The 16807-nt window shown below is 52.0% G+C and carries 16 protein-coding genes; 8 read left to right on the plus strand and 8 right to left on the minus strand.

Annotation, left to right across the window (positions count from 1 at the left end):
- The first annotated feature begins 59 nt into the window (after positions 1–59).
- The 7 genes from rppH (at position 60) to ABD028_RS02075 (ending at position 7413) form a co-directional block, all read left to right on the plus strand.
- Positions 60–584 (plus strand): RNA pyrophosphohydrolase, encoded by a 525-nt coding sequence (gene rppH, locus ABD028_RS02045; RefSeq protein ID WP_102798096.1) that lies wholly within the window; start codon positions 60–62, stop codon positions 582–584.
- A gap of 3 nt (positions 585–587) precedes the next feature.
- Positions 588–2867: a phosphoenolpyruvate--protein phosphotransferase gene (gene ptsP, locus ABD028_RS02050; RefSeq protein ID WP_102798097.1), complete on the plus strand. Its 2280-nt coding sequence runs from the start codon at positions 588–590 to the stop codon at positions 2865–2867.
- Between the two features lie 38 nt (positions 2868–2905).
- Complete coding sequence (locus ABD028_RS02055; protein ID WP_102798098.1) at positions 2906–3706, plus strand: sulfite exporter TauE/SafE family protein; 801 nt, start codon at positions 2906–2908, stop codon at positions 3704–3706.
- 105 nt (positions 3707–3811) lie between these two features.
- Positions 3812–4609, plus strand: a complete 798-nt coding sequence (gene lgt, locus ABD028_RS02060; RefSeq protein WP_102798099.1) for a prolipoprotein diacylglyceryl transferase — start codon at positions 3812–3814, stop codon at positions 4607–4609.
- Positions 4606–5439 carry a thymidylate synthase gene (locus ABD028_RS02065; protein ID WP_343841143.1) on the plus strand — a complete coding sequence of 278 codons (834 nt, stop codon included), beginning with the start codon at positions 4606–4608 and terminating at the stop codon, positions 5437–5439. The genes lgt and ABD028_RS02065 overlap by 4 nt, the downstream gene beginning before the upstream one ends.
- Positions 5440–5443: 4 nt before the next feature.
- On the plus strand, positions 5444–6454 hold the full coding sequence (locus ABD028_RS02070) for a response regulator (RefSeq protein ID WP_343841145.1): 1011 nt from the start codon (positions 5444–5446) through the stop codon (positions 6452–6454).
- On the plus strand, positions 6454–7413 hold the full coding sequence (locus ABD028_RS02075) for a sensor domain-containing diguanylate cyclase (protein ID WP_343841147.1): 960 nt from the start codon (positions 6454–6456) through the stop codon (positions 7411–7413). The genes ABD028_RS02070 and ABD028_RS02075 overlap by 1 nt, the downstream gene beginning before the upstream one ends.
- 97 nt (positions 7414–7510) lie before the next feature.
- Here ABD028_RS02075 and ABD028_RS02080 read toward each other — a convergent pair whose 3' ends face one another.
- Positions 7511–7939 (minus strand): MarR family winged helix-turn-helix transcriptional regulator, encoded by a 429-nt coding sequence (locus ABD028_RS02080; protein WP_343841149.1) that lies wholly within the window; start codon positions 7937–7939, stop codon positions 7511–7513.
- 122 nt (positions 7940–8061) lie between these two features.
- On the opposite strand from ABD028_RS02080, the gene ABD028_RS02085 reads away from it, so the two are divergent.
- Positions 8062–8871, plus strand: coding sequence for a DODA-type extradiol aromatic ring-opening family dioxygenase (locus ABD028_RS02085; protein ID WP_343841151.1), 810 nt, complete (start codon positions 8062–8064; stop codon positions 8869–8871).
- Here the strand turns inward: ABD028_RS02085 and ABD028_RS02090 are convergent.
- The 7 genes from ABD028_RS02090 to rapA form a co-directional block, all read right to left on the minus strand.
- Positions 8847–9425: a paraquat-inducible protein A gene (locus ABD028_RS02090; protein ID WP_343841153.1), complete on the minus strand. Its 579-nt coding sequence runs from the start codon at positions 9423–9425 to the stop codon at positions 8847–8849. The genes ABD028_RS02085 and ABD028_RS02090 overlap by 25 nt on opposite strands.
- A gap of 18 nt (positions 9426–9443) precedes the next feature.
- Positions 9444–11000: an AmpG family muropeptide MFS transporter gene (locus ABD028_RS02095; protein WP_425542047.1), complete on the minus strand. Its 1557-nt coding sequence runs from the start codon at positions 10998–11000 to the stop codon at positions 9444–9446.
- Positions 11001–11389: 389 nt separating this feature from the next.
- Positions 11390–11584: a hypothetical protein gene (locus ABD028_RS02100; RefSeq protein WP_343841158.1), complete on the minus strand. Its 195-nt coding sequence runs from the start codon at positions 11582–11584 to the stop codon at positions 11390–11392.
- Positions 11544–11867, minus strand: coding sequence for a hypothetical protein (locus tag ABD028_RS02105; RefSeq protein WP_102798961.1), 324 nt, complete (start codon positions 11865–11867; stop codon positions 11544–11546). Before ABD028_RS02105 ends, ABD028_RS02100 begins: the two co-directional genes overlap by 41 nt.
- A 388-nt stretch (positions 11868–12255) precedes the next feature.
- A complete protein-coding gene (locus ABD028_RS02110; protein WP_343841164.1) occupies positions 12256–13164 on the minus strand; it encodes a DUF3530 family protein in 909 nt (302 codons plus the stop codon).
- 51 nt (positions 13165–13215) lie between these two features.
- Positions 13216–13872 (minus strand): pseudouridine synthase, encoded by a 657-nt coding sequence (locus ABD028_RS02115; RefSeq protein ID WP_343841167.1) that lies wholly within the window; start codon positions 13870–13872, stop codon positions 13216–13218.
- Positions 13872–16694 carry an RNA polymerase-associated protein RapA gene (gene rapA / locus ABD028_RS02120; RefSeq protein WP_343841170.1) on the minus strand — a complete coding sequence of 941 codons (2823 nt, stop codon included), beginning with the start codon at positions 16692–16694 and terminating at the stop codon, positions 13872–13874. Before rapA ends, ABD028_RS02115 begins: the two co-directional genes overlap by 1 nt.
- Positions 16695–16807: the final 113 nt, after the last annotated feature.

Raw genomic sequence — 16807 nt, forward strand, 5'->3', positions numbered from 1 at the left:
ACCTCCATAGTTTATGGAAGAATGCGGTACTAGAAAAGAACTAATGCCCGGGAGTCTAAGTGATTGATGCCGAAGGATTCCGCGCGAATGTGGGCATAGTGATTTGCAACAGAATCGGGCAGGTATTTTGGGCAAGGCGCTACGGCCAACATTCATGGCAGTTTCCACAAGGCGGAATTGATCAGGGGGAAACTGCCGAGCAGGCAATGTATCGGGAGCTCCATGAGGAAGTGGGACTGAAGCCCCAGGACGTGGAAATTCTTGGGGTTACCAAGAACTGGGTAAGATACAAATTGCCAAAGAGGTTGATCAGACAAGGTAGCGAGCCGGTCTGTATCGGGCAAAAACAGAAGTGGTTTCTGTTACGGCTGACCTGTAAGGAAGAAGATGTGAATCTTCTGCATTCGGGGCACCCGGAATTTGACGACTGGCGTTGGGTCAGTTACTGGTATCCGATTCGTAATGTGGTGTCATTTAAACGTGACGTCTATCGGCGGGTGATGAAGGAGTTTCTGCCTGTTGCGATGCCAGTGCAAGGTCGTCCGCCCTTGGCCAATAAGCCAAAGCGTAGAAGGAGAAATTAATCCGTGCTGACGCAGCTCAAGCGCATCGTTCAGGAAGTGAACCAGATTCCGATTCTGGATGATGCCCTTACCTTCTTAGCTAGACGATTGCAGGACACCATGAAGGTGGACTGCTGCTCAATCTATCTGGCTAATTACGAGCAGCAGCACTTTATGCTGATGGCGACCGAAGGCTTGTCCAAGGAGGCCATCGGCCAGGTGGCGATCGGTTTTTCTGAAGGCCTGATTGGTTTGATAGGCCAGCGCGAAGAACCCATCAATATCGAAGATGCACAGAGCCACCCGAGGTTTAAACATTACCCCGAGGTTAAGGAAGAAAAATACCACGCCTTCCTGGGCACGCCCATTATTCACCAGCGTAAGGTGCTGGGGGTGATGACCATTCAGCAGAAGCGTAAACGCAAGTTCAGTGAAGACGAAGAGGCCTTTCTGGTCACCCTGGCGGCGCAAATGGCATTGGAAATTGCCCATGCCGAAGCCCGCGGCGCGTTGAATCTCAGTGATGAGTTAACCAGGCAAACATGGCAAAAGTCTCTGCGCGGCGTACCTGGCTCCAACGGTTTGGCCATTGGTGTTGGGCACATTCCCAATATTAAGTTCAATTTGCGTGGGCTGATGCTCAGGCGCAATGCCGATGCTACCGATCAGATAGCCAGATACCGTGAAGCGGTGCGTCTTACCCGCGATGAAGTGCAAAAGCTGTCTGACAAAATGCAGGGCAGGGTGCCGGATGACGTGCTGGCGATATTTCACCTTTACCAGCACCTGTTAGATGCCAACAGCCTGGGCCATGAAGTGGAGGCTAAGGTTCAGTCAGGCTGGGACGCTGCCTCTTCACTGAAGATGGTGGTGGAAAGCTACATCAACCAGTTTCGCTCCATGGACGATCCTTATATGCAGGAACGGGCCGTGGATGTGGAAGATCTGGGTAATCGTGTATTAGGTCATCTGCTTAAAACCAATCAGGAACAAAGACCGGTGCCGGACCAGGCGATTCTGGTGGCCGAAGAAGTCAGTGCATCCATGTTGGCAGAATTCCCCCATGGCAAGCTGCAGGGCATCATTTCCATGCGGGGCTCCAACAACAGTCACGCCGCCATTCTGGCCAGGGCCATGGGGTTACCTGCCGTGATGGGGGTGACAGATATTCCGCTGTCGCTATTAAGTGGCAAAGACATTTTATTAGACGGTTACTCCGGCGAAGTGATTGTGTCGCCCAGTCAGGCTATTCGTCAGGAATTTCAACAGCTCATCAACGAAGAGCGTGAGCTCTATGGCTTGTTGCAGGAACAGGCGGATCTGCCGGCTGAAACCCGTGACGGTCACAGAGTTGAACTGTTGATCAACGCTGGCTTATCCGCCGAGCTGGAAGGGATCCACAGCGAAGTCGGTGACGGGGTGGGGCTGTACCGCACCGAAGTGCCTTTTATGATGCGTGAGCGATTCCCGTCTGAGCAGGAACAATGCAAGCTCTATCGCAGTGTGCTGAGCATCAATCCGGCCAAAAACATTACCATGCGCACCTTGGATGTAGGGGGCGACAAGCCATTACCCTATTTCCCGGTCACGGAGGAAAATCCTTTCCTTGGCTGGCGCGGGATCCGCATGACACTGGATCATCCCGAAATTTTTCTTGTGCAGGTCAGGGCCATGTTGCGCGCCAGTCTGGGCTTGGACAACCTCAAGATCATGTTGCCCATGATCAGCACTATCAATGAAGTTAATGAATCTAAGCGCCTGATTAGACAAGCTTACTATGAGGTCGCAGAAGAAGCGCAGTTGGACGGTCAAACTTTGAGTATGCCCGAAGTCGGGGTGATGCTGGAGGTACCGGCCGTAATTTATCAATTACCGCAACTGGCGGCCAAGGTAGATTTCTTTTCCATTGGCAGCAACGATCTGACCCAATATTTACTGGCGGTGGATCGCAATAATGCCAGGGTGTCAGGCCTGTATGACTCTTACCATCCTGCCGTGCTCAAGGCGCTGAAGCTGATTGTTGAAGAAGCCTCAAAGCTGAATAAACCGGTCACCCTTTGTGGAGAACTGGCTGGTGAGCCGGGCGGCGCAATACTGTTGTTGGCGATGGGTTACCGCAAGCTGAGTATGAACAGTTTTAACCTGGCCAAAGTCAAGTGGGTTATCCGCACCCTGAGCATGGCCGATGCTGAATTGTTGCTGGAAGAAGTACTGGATCTGGAGCATCCCCACCAGGTTCGCGATCGTATCAATCGTCATTTGGAAACCCTAGGCCTGGGTGGACTGGTGCGGGCCGGAAAATAGTGCAGTTGCCAAGCTCTTGGCAAAATGAGGTATAGCGTTTGGACCCTTTGTTGTTTTTGATTCTCAGCTGTATGGTGCTGGGGTGTGTCGCAGGTGTGCTGGCTGGTCTGTTGGGCATAGGTGGTGGGCTGATTATCGTACCGACTTTGGTGTATCTGTTGCAGTCGCAGCTATCCCTGCCCCTCGATATTGTGATGCCGATGGCGGTGGCAACGTCACTGTCGACCATTATTTTTACCGGGTTTTCGTCTTTTCTGACCCATTACAAGTTGGGAAATCTGGATATGCGGGTGTTTCTCACCTGCTCTATTGGCATTGCTGTGGGGGCCGCCGCTGGCGCACAATTTGCCGCGATGATGCCGGCTGACTTGTTGAAACAGGTGTTTGCCGGTTTGATGTTGTTGCTGGCTTTTCGCATGGCCTTTGGTAAGAATCGCGTCACGCAAAGTTCACTGAGCCGCGGTAAGCTGGTGGGCATCGGCCTGGGCGTTGGTGGTTTCTCGTCTCTGCTTGGCATTGGTGGTGGCGCCCTGTTGGTCCCCGCTCTGGTCTGGTTCAGGGTGGCGATGAAAACCGCCATTGGTTGTGCGGCGGCATGTGGTATGGTGATTGCCTTGTTTGGCAGCGCCAGTTTTGTTCACGCCGGGTGGCTGGAGCCCGGATTACCAACCTTCAGCCTGGGGTTTATTTATTTGCCTGCTACTGCCGCTATTGTCAGTACTTCTATGCTGGCTGCCAACCAGGGCGCAAAGTGGGGACATAAGTTGCCTATCCCCATACTAAAGAAAATTTTTGCTGGCTTCCTGGTTCTAGTAAGCTTGCACATGTTTTTGAACTGAACAGCCTGACGACTTTCTATATCAGGGATGATTCAGTGCATGCATTGGTGTCCCTGTGCTTTGGATATTTGGATTTTTTAAGATGTTTCCAATTGGATTTGTTAAATGACAGAGTATTTTACTTTCCCCGAGATCGATCCCGTCATCTTCAGTGTCGGTCCGGTAAGCCTGCGCTGGTATGGGCTGATGTATCTGGTGGGATTTGTGGCGGCCTGGTTTTTAGCCGGTAAACGCCTGCACCGAACGCACTGGAGCCGTGAGCAACTTAGCGACCTGATGTTTTACGGTTTTCTCGGTGTAATTCTGGGCGGGCGCATCGGCTATGTGTTTTTCTACCAGTTCGAGCATTTTCTGCAAGAGCCCCTTTACCTGTTCAAAATCTGGACCGGGGGCATGTCTTTTCACGGTGGTCTGCTTGGGGTTGTCGTTGCGCTGTGGTGGTTTGCTAAAAAGAATGGCTCCAGTTTGCTGCAGGTAGGGGACTTTATTGCCCCTCTGGTACCTATTGGTCTGGGGGCCGGACGCATAGGTAACTTTATAAATGCTGAGTTGTGGGGGCGTACCACCGATGTGCCCTGGGCCGTGTTATTCCCTGGTGCCGGGCCCTTGCCCCGCCACCCTTCACAGCTGTACGAATTTTTCCTTGAAGGGGCATTGTTGTTTGCGATTTTGTGGTGGTATAGCGGCAAGTCCCGTCCGGTTGGTGCAGTGTCGGGTATGTTCCTGGCAGGGTATGGCGCATTTCGTTTTATCGTTGAGTTTTTCCGTGAGCCGGATGCGCACATTGGTTTATACAGCGGTGCCGTGTCACAAGGGCAACTTTTGTGTATTCCCATGATCCTGATTGGCCTGATTCTGATTGTCAGGGCTGGGCGCCAACAGGTGGAGGGGCGACAGGCATGAAACAATATTTGAGCCTGATGCGTCATGTTCTGGAAAATGGCGTCAAAAAGGAAGATCGCACTGGCACCGGCACATTGAGTTTGTTTGGTTATCAGATGCGCTTCAATCTGGCTGATGGCTTCCCGTTAGTGACCACCAAGAAATGCCATTTGCGTTCGATTATTCATGAACTGTTATGGTTTCTCAAAGGGGAAACCAATATTGCTTATTTGCAGGAAAACAACGTGAGTATCTGGGACGAGTGGGCTACAGATGACGGCGAGCTGGGGCCGGTATACGGCCAGCAATGGCGCAGTTGGCAAGGGGCCGATGGTCAGGTGATTGATCAGATCAGTGAGGTTATTCAGCAGATTAAAACCAACCCGGACTCGCGGCGTTTGATTGTCAGCGCCTGGAATCCGGCAGTATTGCCAGATACCCGTTATTCCCCCAAAGACAATGCCGCCATGGGACGCCAGGCTTTGCCACCTTGTCATACCCTGTTCCAGTTTTATGTGCTGGACGGCAAACTGAGCTGCCAGCTTTACCAGCGCAGCGGCGACATTTTCCTCGGCGTGCCCTTCAATATAGCGAGTTATGCCTTGTTAACACTGATGGTGGCGCAGGTGTGTGGATTACAACCCGGGGATTTTGTGCATACCTTTGGTGATGCTCACCTGTATCTCAACCATCTCGAACAGGCCAAAACGCAATTGGCGCGTGAGCCCTATCCAATGCCACAGATGAAGATCAACCCGCAGGTACGGGATATCTTTGCCTTTCGCTTTGAGGACTTCGAACTGATTAACTATCAGGCCCATCCGCATATTAAAGCGCCGGTGGCCATTTAAGCTTATGACAATTAAGGTCCTCATTTGCGATGACTCCAAATTCGCCCGCCGCCAGTTGGCCCGGGCTATCCCCAAGCATTGGGATGTGGAGATTCAATTCGCAGAAGATGGCCAGCAAGCTTTGGATCTGATCCGCCAGGGCCGTTTCGATGTCACCTTTCTTGATCTGAATATGCCGGTACTCGACGGCTATCAGGCTATGCAGGCCATTCGCGATGAAGACCTGCAGACCATGGTCATTGTTGTTTCAGGCGATGTACAACGTGAAGCGCGCACCCGTATGTTGCAGTTAGGTGCACTGGACTTTATTGCCAAACCTGTAAATAGCCAGAAGCTCACCAGTCTGTTGCAACAGTTTGGTTTGTATGACGGTAACGCCATTGGCCGGGAGCTGCCGCAGGAAGACGATGATGAACTGCAGGATCGGCTGGATATTTACCGCGAGTTGATTAATGTTGCGATGGGGCAGGCTGGTGACAAACTGGCGCAGGTGCTTGGTGAATTTATTCATTTGCCGATTCCCAATGTTAACCAGATTGCCAGCAGTGAGCTGAGCATGGCGATTGCTGAGATTCAGCACAACAGCTATGTATCTGCGGTATCCCAGGGCTTTGTCAGTGCCGGTATCAAAGGCGAAGCGCTGGTGATCTTTAACGATACCGATTTTGGCAATCTGGTGCGTCTGTTGAAATATAAGAGCCAGCAGCTATCCGAACAGCTGGAAATTGAAGCGCTGATGGACTTGTCCAATATTCTTATTGGTGCTTGCCTAAACGGCCTGTCCAGCCAATTGGATGTCAGCTTCAGCCAGAATCACCCGATTATTCTTGGCCGTCATTGCGATCTTGAACAGTTGCTGAAGAGTAATGTTTCGCGCTGGAATCAGGTGGTGGCCATTGAGATCGGTTATTCTATCGACAGTCACAATGTGCATTTTGATTTATTGCTGTTATTTCCGCAGGATGCCATGGATGCCATGTTCGACAAACTTATGCTGTTAAGCGCGGAGGCCTGATGGACCCTTCAAACGGCCAGCAAATGGAAGACCTGCACTGGAAACTGGATCTGCTGGATTCCATCGAGGTTGGTATTGTGGTGATAGACAGGGACTTTCGGGTCAAAGTCTGGAATGAGTTTATGCATAACCACAGCGGTATTCATCCTGCAGATATCGAACAGCAATCCTTGTTTGACCATTTCGCCGAAATCGATCAGGACTGGTTTCGTCAGAAAACTGAGCCGGTATTCACCCTGAAAAGTCCTGCTTTTGTGATCTGGGAACAGCGTCCCTATCTGTTCAGGTTTACCAGTTATCGTCCGGTAACCAGTGCCAGTGACTTAATGTATCAGAATATCACGCTGTTCCCCCTCGCCTCTCGCAGTGGTGAGGTAGAGCATCTGTGCGTAGTGGTGTACGACGTCACCGACGAAGTGGTGAGTAAGCAGCGTCTGGCCTCGGCCAATGAGCAGCTACGTAAACTCAGCCGCATAGACGGTCTGACCGGCCTGTATAACCGTCGTTACTGGGAAGAGTCCTGTGAGCTGGAGTTTAAACGTTGTATGCGCAAACGCGGTTCGTCTTCTGTCGTCCTGTTGGATATCGATTATTTCAAAAGTATCAATGACACTTATGGCCATCCCGCTGGTGATCAGGTGATTCGTTCGTTGTCGCGTATCGTTCGCCAGACTGTCAGGGAAACCGATGTATGTGGCCGTTACGGCGGAGAAGAATTCGCCCTGGTGTTACCTGATACTTGTGCCGAGGAAGCCGGGCAGGTGGCTGAGCGGATCCGTGAGCAGGTGCAGTTGCAGCCTGTTCAATATGAAGGCCACAGCATTCCGTTTACTGTGAGCCTGGGGGTTTGTCAGTTCAACACGTCCTTCAAAAACCATATTGCCTGGGTAGAGCATGCGGATCGGGCCCTTTATCTGGCTAAAGATGGCGGCCGTAACCGCACCTGTATTCAAAGTTAGGCTGTCTTAGTGTCCCTGGCTGCTACCCCATTGATACGACGGCTACACAAGATTAGTTATTTTCAGTTGATTCTCTTCTGCATCTAACAAGGTCTGCTCAGCAACGGAGCAGTTTGTTACGTATCCCGTCCAGAGTCTGGATGAAATGCCGGGCTTGCTCGTCATTTAGATCGGCCAGCATCTCGTCACGTATCTGTTCTGCGACCTGTTGAATCTGCGCAAGATGCGGCGCAGCTGCCTCGGTAAGCCGAATCTGATAGGCCCGTCTATCCCTGGGGTCAGGCACCCGCTCAATAAGCCGGTTATCCGCTAACTGATCGAGCAGTCTTGCCATGGTCATTGGCTGAATCTCAAGGGCATCAGCCAGATCGACCTGTCTGACACCTTCAAAACGGGATACGTAAAACAGTGCTCTGGCCTGTGCCAGGGTCAGTGAACTGTTTTGCAGACGTTGCTGAAACAGTCTCCTCATCAGCCTGGAAACATCTGCGATAAGGAAGCCAAGATAGTTATGGGGAGATGACATAGTTGCATCTGCATATAATAAGCTTTGGCTATTATATGTTTTGGTTTTTAATTGTCCAGGTTGGCATTTCTGAATAAAAGCGCACAATGGTCAACATAACTTGACGCTGGGAAGGGCTTAGTATGTCTGTAATACAACCTGTTGTGTTTTTGTCACATGGTGGCGGGCCTTTGCCGCTGCTTGGCGATAAAAGTCATCTGGAAATGCTGGACGTCTTTGCCAGCCTGAAGGGGAGGCTGACAAAGCCTGCAGCCATTCTGTTGGTTAGTGCGCATTGGGAAGAGCCCCAATTTACATTAACAGCGACCGCGTCACCGGGATTGGTATTTGACTACTATGGTTTTCCACCTGAAACCTATCAGTACCGCTATCCTGTGCCCGGAGCACCTGATTTAGCCTTGAAAACTAAGGCGTTACTGCAGGAGCATGGCCTGGAAGCCCATCTTGAGTTGCATCGGGGAGTTGATCACGGTGTATTTGTACCCATGCTGTTGTTGTTTCCCGACGCCGATGTACCTGTGGTGCAACTTTCATTAAAAAGAGGTCTGGATGCAGCCGAGCATTTGCAGTTGGGACAGGCACTGCAGCGGCTCAGGCAACAGGGGATATTGTTAATGGGCTCTGGATATACGTTCCATAATTTGTCGGCAGTAATGGGTGTGAAAACCGCCAGTGTAGTGGAAAAGTGCCTGCAATTTCATGACTGGCTTGACATACAGATTACCGATCCGGGCTTAAGTCAGAGCCAACGGTTTGCTGCGCTAACACAGTGGCAACAGGCACCTAATGCCAGATTCTGCCACCCCCGTGAAGAACATCTGCTGCCTTTGCATTTTTGCTGTGCTGCGGCCGATGGGCAAGTGGCTGAAGCGCTGCATTTTAATATGATGGGGTTACCTGCGCGCTGTTACTTCTGGGCAGGCGCAGACTGAGTTTTCAGGCCATATTGCAGCAGTTGGCTGGCGGCCAATGACAGCAGACAATAGCCAACAAAGTAGTAAAAGCCATCGCCCAGCATTGACTGTGTGGCACTGCTGATATCAAAATCCAGGCGTAAGCCGAACATATTCAGGCTTTGCCGGGTTGTGGTTTCGGCATGATTGGTGGACAGCATGGCCAGAAAAATCGCCACTACAAACACATCGGCCATTGACCATTTGCCTATGGCAGCCACCCAGGTGGCCAGTCGTTTGCCTTTTTGCAGTTTGTGCCAATACCAGGCCAGGCCTACCAGTGTGGTTTTCAGCAGTGGTACCAGTACCGAGAACACAAATATCAGTGCGGCGACCAGTAACCTCTGGTCCCGCCAAAGTTCTTCTACTGTCTGCATAATAGATAATTCTTTGTCTACCAGGGAGGCCCCTAACCGGCCCTGACCAAACCAGGCATTCATCTCGGTTTTTAAGGCAAACATGGGTAGCAGAATGCCAGGAAAGAACAGCCCCAGCGCCAGCAAATTCAAACCCAGACCTAAGTGTCTTAACACCGTTTCGCGCTCCTGAAGTTAAGCCCGTTGTCCGGCCAGATCTCTGACCCGATGACGTATCAGATAAAGCAGCACCAGGCTGGGTACTACCATCAGCGCAGTCAGCAGGAAAAATAGCTGCCAGTTACCGCCCAGGTTGTCTACTATCAGGCCGCTGTAGGCGCCCAGCGTAGTACGCCCGAAGGTACCTATGCTGGCCAGCAAGGCATATTGGCTGGCGGTAAATGCCCGGTTACACAGCACTGAGATAAAGGCCATAAAGGCTACCGTGCCCCAGGCTGCTGTAAAACCGTCTACTACAATGGTGATAAATAATAAGGTTTTGTCCGGGCCCACCGATGCCATCAGGGCAAACAGCAGGTTACTGGCGGCCATGGCAATGCCACCCACAAACAGGCCTTTTATAATGCCGATACGCAGGTTAATCAGGCTTCCCGTTACCGATGCCACTATAGTAACTGCCCAGGTCAACAGCTTGGAATAGGCCGCGATATCTGAATTGCTGAAGCCCACTTCCTTGTAAAACACAATACTCATGCGACCCAGTATCGCCTCACCCATTTTAAACAGCATTACAAACAGAATCAGTGCCAGTGCCAAGCGCACCCCGTTGCGATTGAAAAAGTCCCGAAGGGGCTCGCCCATGGAAACCAGTACCCAGGCCATGGCCCGTTGGGCATGACCGCTATGCTGCATTGCTACAGAATGCGGTGTTTTCAGCATCCGGCTGGTGGCGCTGATGGCATATACCAGCAGTAAAATGACCAGCAGGCTGAATACGCCATTCTGATAGCTAAACCAGCTCGGGCCGAAGACCCCGGTGAAGCATAAAACAACGGCCAGACCAATGGCCATCAACACCAGTAAGGCCTGATGCCCTTTAGCCGAAACCGCGGCCAGGTAGCGGGACTGTGCTTCCTGATAGGCTTGTTCGCGAATAGAGTGTGGCTCTTTGGCCACACCGATAGCCAGCGTCAGTAACAGCATGATCGCGCCCAGCAGCAGATAAACATCGGGCCACTGCCAGCCGGGTAAGTCGGCAATAAAAAACGGGATAGCGCCAAGTAAGGCATAACCTGTCCACCAACCCGAGGTGGACATGGCGGCTGCGCTGGATTGCTGTTCATTATGCTGCGGATCGATACTGTCGATACGATAGGCATCAATAGCAATATCCTGAGTTGCCGAACATAAAGCGATCATCAGTGCTGCGAGTCCGGCCAGAGTCAGGTTGGCGTTCGGGTCAATTTGTGACAACAGCAGGCAACACAAGGCGATCAGTAGTTGCATACTCAGGATCCAGCCCCGCCGTTGTCCTAAGCGGCGACAGAGCAGCGGTACTTTTATCCTGTCCAGCATCGGCGACCAAAGAAAATTTACCGAGTACACGGCAAAAACCGCGGTGAAATAACCTATGGCCGAGCGGGTCAGCCCGGCGTCTTTCAACCAGGCCGATAACACCGAGCCAATCATCACCCAGGGAAAACCGCTGGCAATGCCAAATAGAAAAATACTTAGCATGGTGCGGTTGCCGAACTGACGGAAGTGCGAAATCAATGACTGCAAGGAGGTGATCTTGTTGCTTTTATTGTCAGGCTATTGGGCCATGACTGGCGCTTTGGGTCAAGGTTGGAGGGGGAGTTGTCAGTACTCAGTCGTCAGATGGCTGAATTAAGTGGTCAGTAATCAGTAGTCAGTTGGCAGAGCAGGGGCGACCTGAACTGCCAACTGTAAAGTACCTACAGATTTTGAAGCTATTGTTGTTGGGCTTAAGCCCAACCCACAGTGGGTCGAAATTAATTTCGACAGCAAAGTCCAGATAAACACAAAGAGTCAGAATTGATTCCGACAGCAAAACCCAGTCCAAGCACCGTGGGTCGGACTTGAGTCCGACGGGATGTAAGCCGTCAGAACTGAGTGGTCAGTAATCAGTCGGCAGTTAGCTGAAATCCGTTGACAGAACGCTAGGGCGAGTCAGACTGAACTGCCAACTGCCAACTGCCAACTGCCAACTGCCAACTGCCAACTGCCAACTGCCAACTGCCAACTGCCAACTGCCAACTGCCAACTGCCAACTGCCAACTGCCAACTGCCAACTGCCAACTGCCAACTGCCAGTTCAGGGACGTACCCCGACGCAATCCAGTGGATACTGGCCATCCCCTTCCAGATAATCCAGACAAGTCTGCAATTCGCTACGTAGAAATGGATCTTCCAGTAGTTTTTGCTCTGACCAGAAATGTAACTGATGCAATAAGTGCCAAAAAACCCGTTCTTTAGCACTGAAAGGTTGGTTGTTGCGATCTTGCACCTGATGCCATTCCTCCATGGTGTCCCAGAAGTAAAGATCCACTTCCCGGTAGGGAATACGTCTGTCCCAAAAGGCCCTCACAAAGAAGGCCAACTGCTTTGCCTTACGATTGATAAAACCCTGTACTGTCACTGGTATCACCCGGAGTTGCTTTAAACCCCAGTATAGTTGGGATTTACAGAATCGCTTGGAACGATTGATTTGACTTCGCAACCAGTATTGAAAGCGATCTCGCTGTGATGCTGAAGCGCCAAGAAAAGCCCGCAGCAACAATACCTTCAACCACTCGGTGTTCTCTGTGCCTCTGTGGTTTTTTTATACTTCTGCGCAGACAGATGGTCACCACAGAGGCACAGAGAGCACGGAGGTTTCACAGAAGTTTCAGGGCTTGCGCTTGGCGAACTTGGCGGCGCTGCGCGGGAGTTTTCGTTTTTTCGTGGTGATAAACACAAAGCGGCTAACAAGCACTGATGTAAGCAAAGACAGGGTCGTACAGACTATGTCCATTAGCGTTAAGGTGTCACCACCCCATTTGGGTTAACCAACCCTGTATTTCCTTGGCCAGGTAAGCGCTTTGATTGGTTGATAAAGGCTGACCAACGATTTCTCTCTGGCGATAGTGCAGTTTCAGGGCTTTTTGCGCTGCCACCATTCGCTGCTTGCGGCTTTGCCGGGTCCACTCATTGTCCCATTGATTGTAAATATCCAGCAATGGGCTGGGTAACTTGCCCACATACTGGCTGAGCTGATGGTTCCATTGGCTGTCAGGCCAGAATGGTGCGATGCTGATTAAAGCATCCGGCGGACCCAGCTTGTCTTCAGCATACAGTTTCGTTAGCCAGGCGGCGCTGGTGCCCTGGCTGATAACCAGGAAAAAACCAGGATATTGTTGGGCGACGGGCACTACCGCCGTCATCTGCTGACGTAGCGCCAGTTCCTGATTATCAAAGCTGCCTTGACTGATAGCTGATTGATACTGATTGGGCTTGACTGGCGTTGATTGCTGGCCTTGCTCAGTGGCAGGCGGTGCGGTTTGCTCTGCATCAGTATCGGTTTGAGATTCGGGATTGGACTCTGTTGATGGCGAGGCGACAGGTGATGCCGGCTGTGCGCCAAACAGCTCAGTGTCAGGAGCACTCATTAATACGGTAACCCAACCGGTATCATTTAAAAAGCCGGTTAAGGGTGCCAGTGACTGCGACCCCATATGCCCCAGACTAAAGTCATTGACCAGAATGGCCACCCCACGGGTATTGACCGTGGTGCTGTCCTGTATCACCACGGTAAAGTCTTTTTCACCGGCCAGCAGGGTCTGATACTGGTGTGGCGCCAATGCCTGCTGGATATCCTCGCTGCGCATAGCCTGGGGATCCAGTTGCTGGGCCAATATGGCCGGGGAAAGCAAGAGCAGGGCAAAAAATAACTTCATGGCATATCCATCTGAGGCTCAGCCTCTTTATCGGAGCCTCGGCGGCAAACTTTAAAATGGACAGGGGCTGACAAAGCGCAGTGTCTGGCCGCTTTGCGGGTGGCTAATCTGTAGCTCAGCGGCATGCAGCTGTAAACGTTCTGCCATCCGCAAGGCCTGGCCTTTGGCATATAGCCTGTCGCCCAGAATAGGGTGGCCGAGACTGAGCATATGCACACGTAACTGATGTGAACGGCCTGTTACCGGCTCCAGGCGTATAAGACTGTGATCGGCCTGGGCCTGCAGTAACGACCAGCGGGTCAATGCATGCTTGCCACGGACAAAATCCACCATTTGCCTGGGGCGGTTAGGCCAGTCACAAATCAGCGGCAGATCAATTTCCCCTGACTCCGCGCCCGGAACGCCGTAAACCCTGGTCAGGTAGGCCTTTTGGGTTTGGCGACGTTCAAATTGCAGGGAAATATGCTTGTGGCTATGTGCATTTAACGCAAACAACATAATGCCGGAAGTGGCCATATCCAGCCGATGTACCACAGTGGCAGTGGGGAACACCCGCTGCACACGCAATTGCAGGCTGTCTTTATGCTCGGCCGCCTTGCCAGGCACGGAAAGCAACCCGCTGGGCTTGTCCAGCGCCAGCAGGTCATCGTCCCGGTACAAAATGTTCAGGTAGGGACTTAAGGGGGGCGAATAATCCAGTAACGCCATCAGTGGCTGTTCACCACCAAGCGGATGGCTTCGAGGCGTATTTCCGCCTGCCCCATGGCTTGCTTCAGCGCTGCTATTTGTTCGCTGATATGGACCAGTTCTTCTTCACGCACAGAAGGATTGAGTGCCTTAAGGGTTTGCAGGCGATTGAGCTCATCGCCAAGCAGTCCTTGCATGGATTCAGTGGCCTGCTGGTTAATCGCGATGGCCTGTTTTGCCGCTTGAGCACCGGCCTGTTCCACGGCTGTGGCAATCTGTGCTTTGAGGGCGTCAACCAGTTGTCGGCCCATTTTACCCTTCAGGCGTTCCAGATTCACAAACTGCTGGTCGCACAATTTACCCGTGGCATCCACACACACGCGGATAGGCGTAGGGGGCAAATAGCGATGCAACTGCAGGGCGCGTGGCGCGCTGGCGCTGAGCACGAACAAACATTCCACCCAGTAGCTGCCGTTTGGCAGGGCTTTGTCCTGACATAAGGCAACACTGCTCATACCTATGGTATCGGTCAGAATCATATCCAGGGCGTGTTGTACCATAGGATGATCGGCGCTGATAAAACGCACATCTTCACGGGCCAGGGCAATACCTCGCTCGTAGGTGATGGTCATACCTTCTTCATCCAGGCCGGGTAACTGGCTGATCATGGACTCGCCAGGCCGCAGGATATAGCAATAGTCGTCCATTTCTTCCTGGGCAATACCAATGGCATCAAATAAGCGGGTCAGAAAGCTTTCCAATTGCGGGCTGTCATCCAAATCGGCAATGGCTTGCACCAGTGACTCAACCCGGCCACGGCCTGAGGAGTTCAGCTCCAGTAATTTATCACGGCCCTGCTCAAGCTTTTGCTTGAGTTGCTGGTGCAGGCTTAATGTGGTGCTGAGCAGATTATCGACGTCATCTTCTTGCTGAGCATGCAGGCAGCCAAGCAGTTGGTCTTTAAGCTGCTCGAATACCGCTGTACCAGTAGGGCAGGTATGTTCAAAGGCATTCAGCCCCTGGTGATACCAGTTCATCAGTAATTGCTGAGCACTGCCGCTGAAATAAGGGACATGAATATGGATATCGCGTTTCTGGCCGATACGATCCAGGCGGCCAATACGCTGTTCCAGCAAATCCGGCACCAATGGCAAATCAAATAGCACCAGCTGGTTGGCGAACTGGAAGTTACGTCCTTCACTGCCTATTTCACTGCAGATCAGCACCTGAGCGCCTTCCTCAGACTGGGCAAAATAATTAGCCACCCGGTCACGTTCAACAATACTCAAGCCTTCATGGAAAACACCGGCACGGATCCCGGCTTTAACGCGCAGTGCTTCGGCCAGTTGCATGGCAGTACCTGCACTGGCGCAGATGGTCAGCACTTTCTCGCCTTTAAGGTTTTGCAGCAGTTCAATAAACCAGTTAACCCTAGGGTCCAGTTCGGTCCAGGTGCCTTGCAGTAATGGGTGGCGTTCCGGTGTCAGACGAAACTCCAGTTTCAGTTCAGCGTCGTCGAACAACTGTTGATAGCGCTGTGGTAATGGCAATGCGTGGGGCAGCAACTGGCGCTTGGGGAAACCCTGAATACCGGCGCGACTGTTTCTGAATAACAGGCGACCAGTACCATGGCGGTCAATTAAATGGGCCAATAGCTTTTGTTTTTGTTGTTCTGTGGCGCTATTGATATTCGTCAGGCTCGCTTTCTCTTCCGGTGCAAATGCTGCGATGGCCTGAATCTGAGCATCGCTCAGTTGTTGTCCTTCCACCAGTGGGGCAATGGCATCGGCCAGCGCCGCATATTGCTGTTCTTCAGCCAGAAAGCTTTGATAATCGTGGAATCTGGCCGGGTCGAGCAAACGCAAGCGGGCAAAGTGGCTTTCATGGCCAAGCTGGTCTGGGGTGGCGGTCAGTAACAGTACCCCTTTTGTCTGAGCGGCCAGCGCTTCAATCACCCGATATTCTTCTGAGGCCTGCTGCTCCGACCATTGCAAATGGTGGGCTTCGTCGACTACTAACAGATCCCAGGGGGCCTCAACGGCCAGCTCGTGGTATTGCGGATGGCGGGTCAGAAAATCCAGGCTGCACAATACCAATTGTTCTGATTCAAACGGATTACCGCCTTCTTCGGCCAGGGACTGACAACGCTCCTCATCAAAAATGGCAAAGGCCAGATTTACCCGACGCAGCATTTCTACCAGCCATTGGTGCACCAGGCTCGACGGCACCACAATCAATACCCTTGCAGCGCGACCCGTCAGCATTTGCTGATGAATAATCAATGCCGCTTCAATGGTTTTGCCCAGGCCTACTTCATCGGCCAGTAATACTCTTGGGGCAAAGCGGCCAGCTACGGACTGAGCGATATGCAACTGATGGGGGATCAGGTCTACCCTTGCGCCGGTCATACCCAGCAGTGGCGAGGTTTGATGCTGATGCTGGTGGTTAAGGCAGGCCAGACGCAAATCGAACCAGCGTGGATCGTTAAAATTGCCGCTGTACAGGCGCTGGTCAGGTTTGTCCAACTGGTAGTGGTGGTCAATAAAGGTTTCTTTCAGTTCCACCAACTGACCGCTGTCCAGTCGCTTGCCTGTATAGGTGAGCTGACCATTTTGTTCTGTAACCTCTTCTACCTGCAATTGCCAGCCTTCATGACTTTTGACCTTGTCGCCCTGAACAAATTCGATACGGGTCAATGGTGCGTTATCCCTGGTGTAAGTGCGGCTTTCCCCGGTGGCGGGAAACAGCATCGTCAGGGTACGGCCCTGGGCATCAACGACTGTACCCAGTCCCAATTCGGTTTCGGTATTACTGATCCAGCGTTGACCTAAGGCAAATGACATGAAGGCTCCTGATGACAAAAATTGCGGCGCGGGATCTTATGTGAGAATCCCCTCTGGGGCAATTCGCGTTGGCCATGGATTTTATGCAAATACGATGTTGCTGTGCAATTTGT

Origin of the sequence: Bowmanella denitrificans, assembly GCF_039522935.1 — a bacterium.
Lineage (GTDB): Bacteria > Pseudomonadota > Gammaproteobacteria > Enterobacterales > Alteromonadaceae > Bowmanella > Bowmanella denitrificans.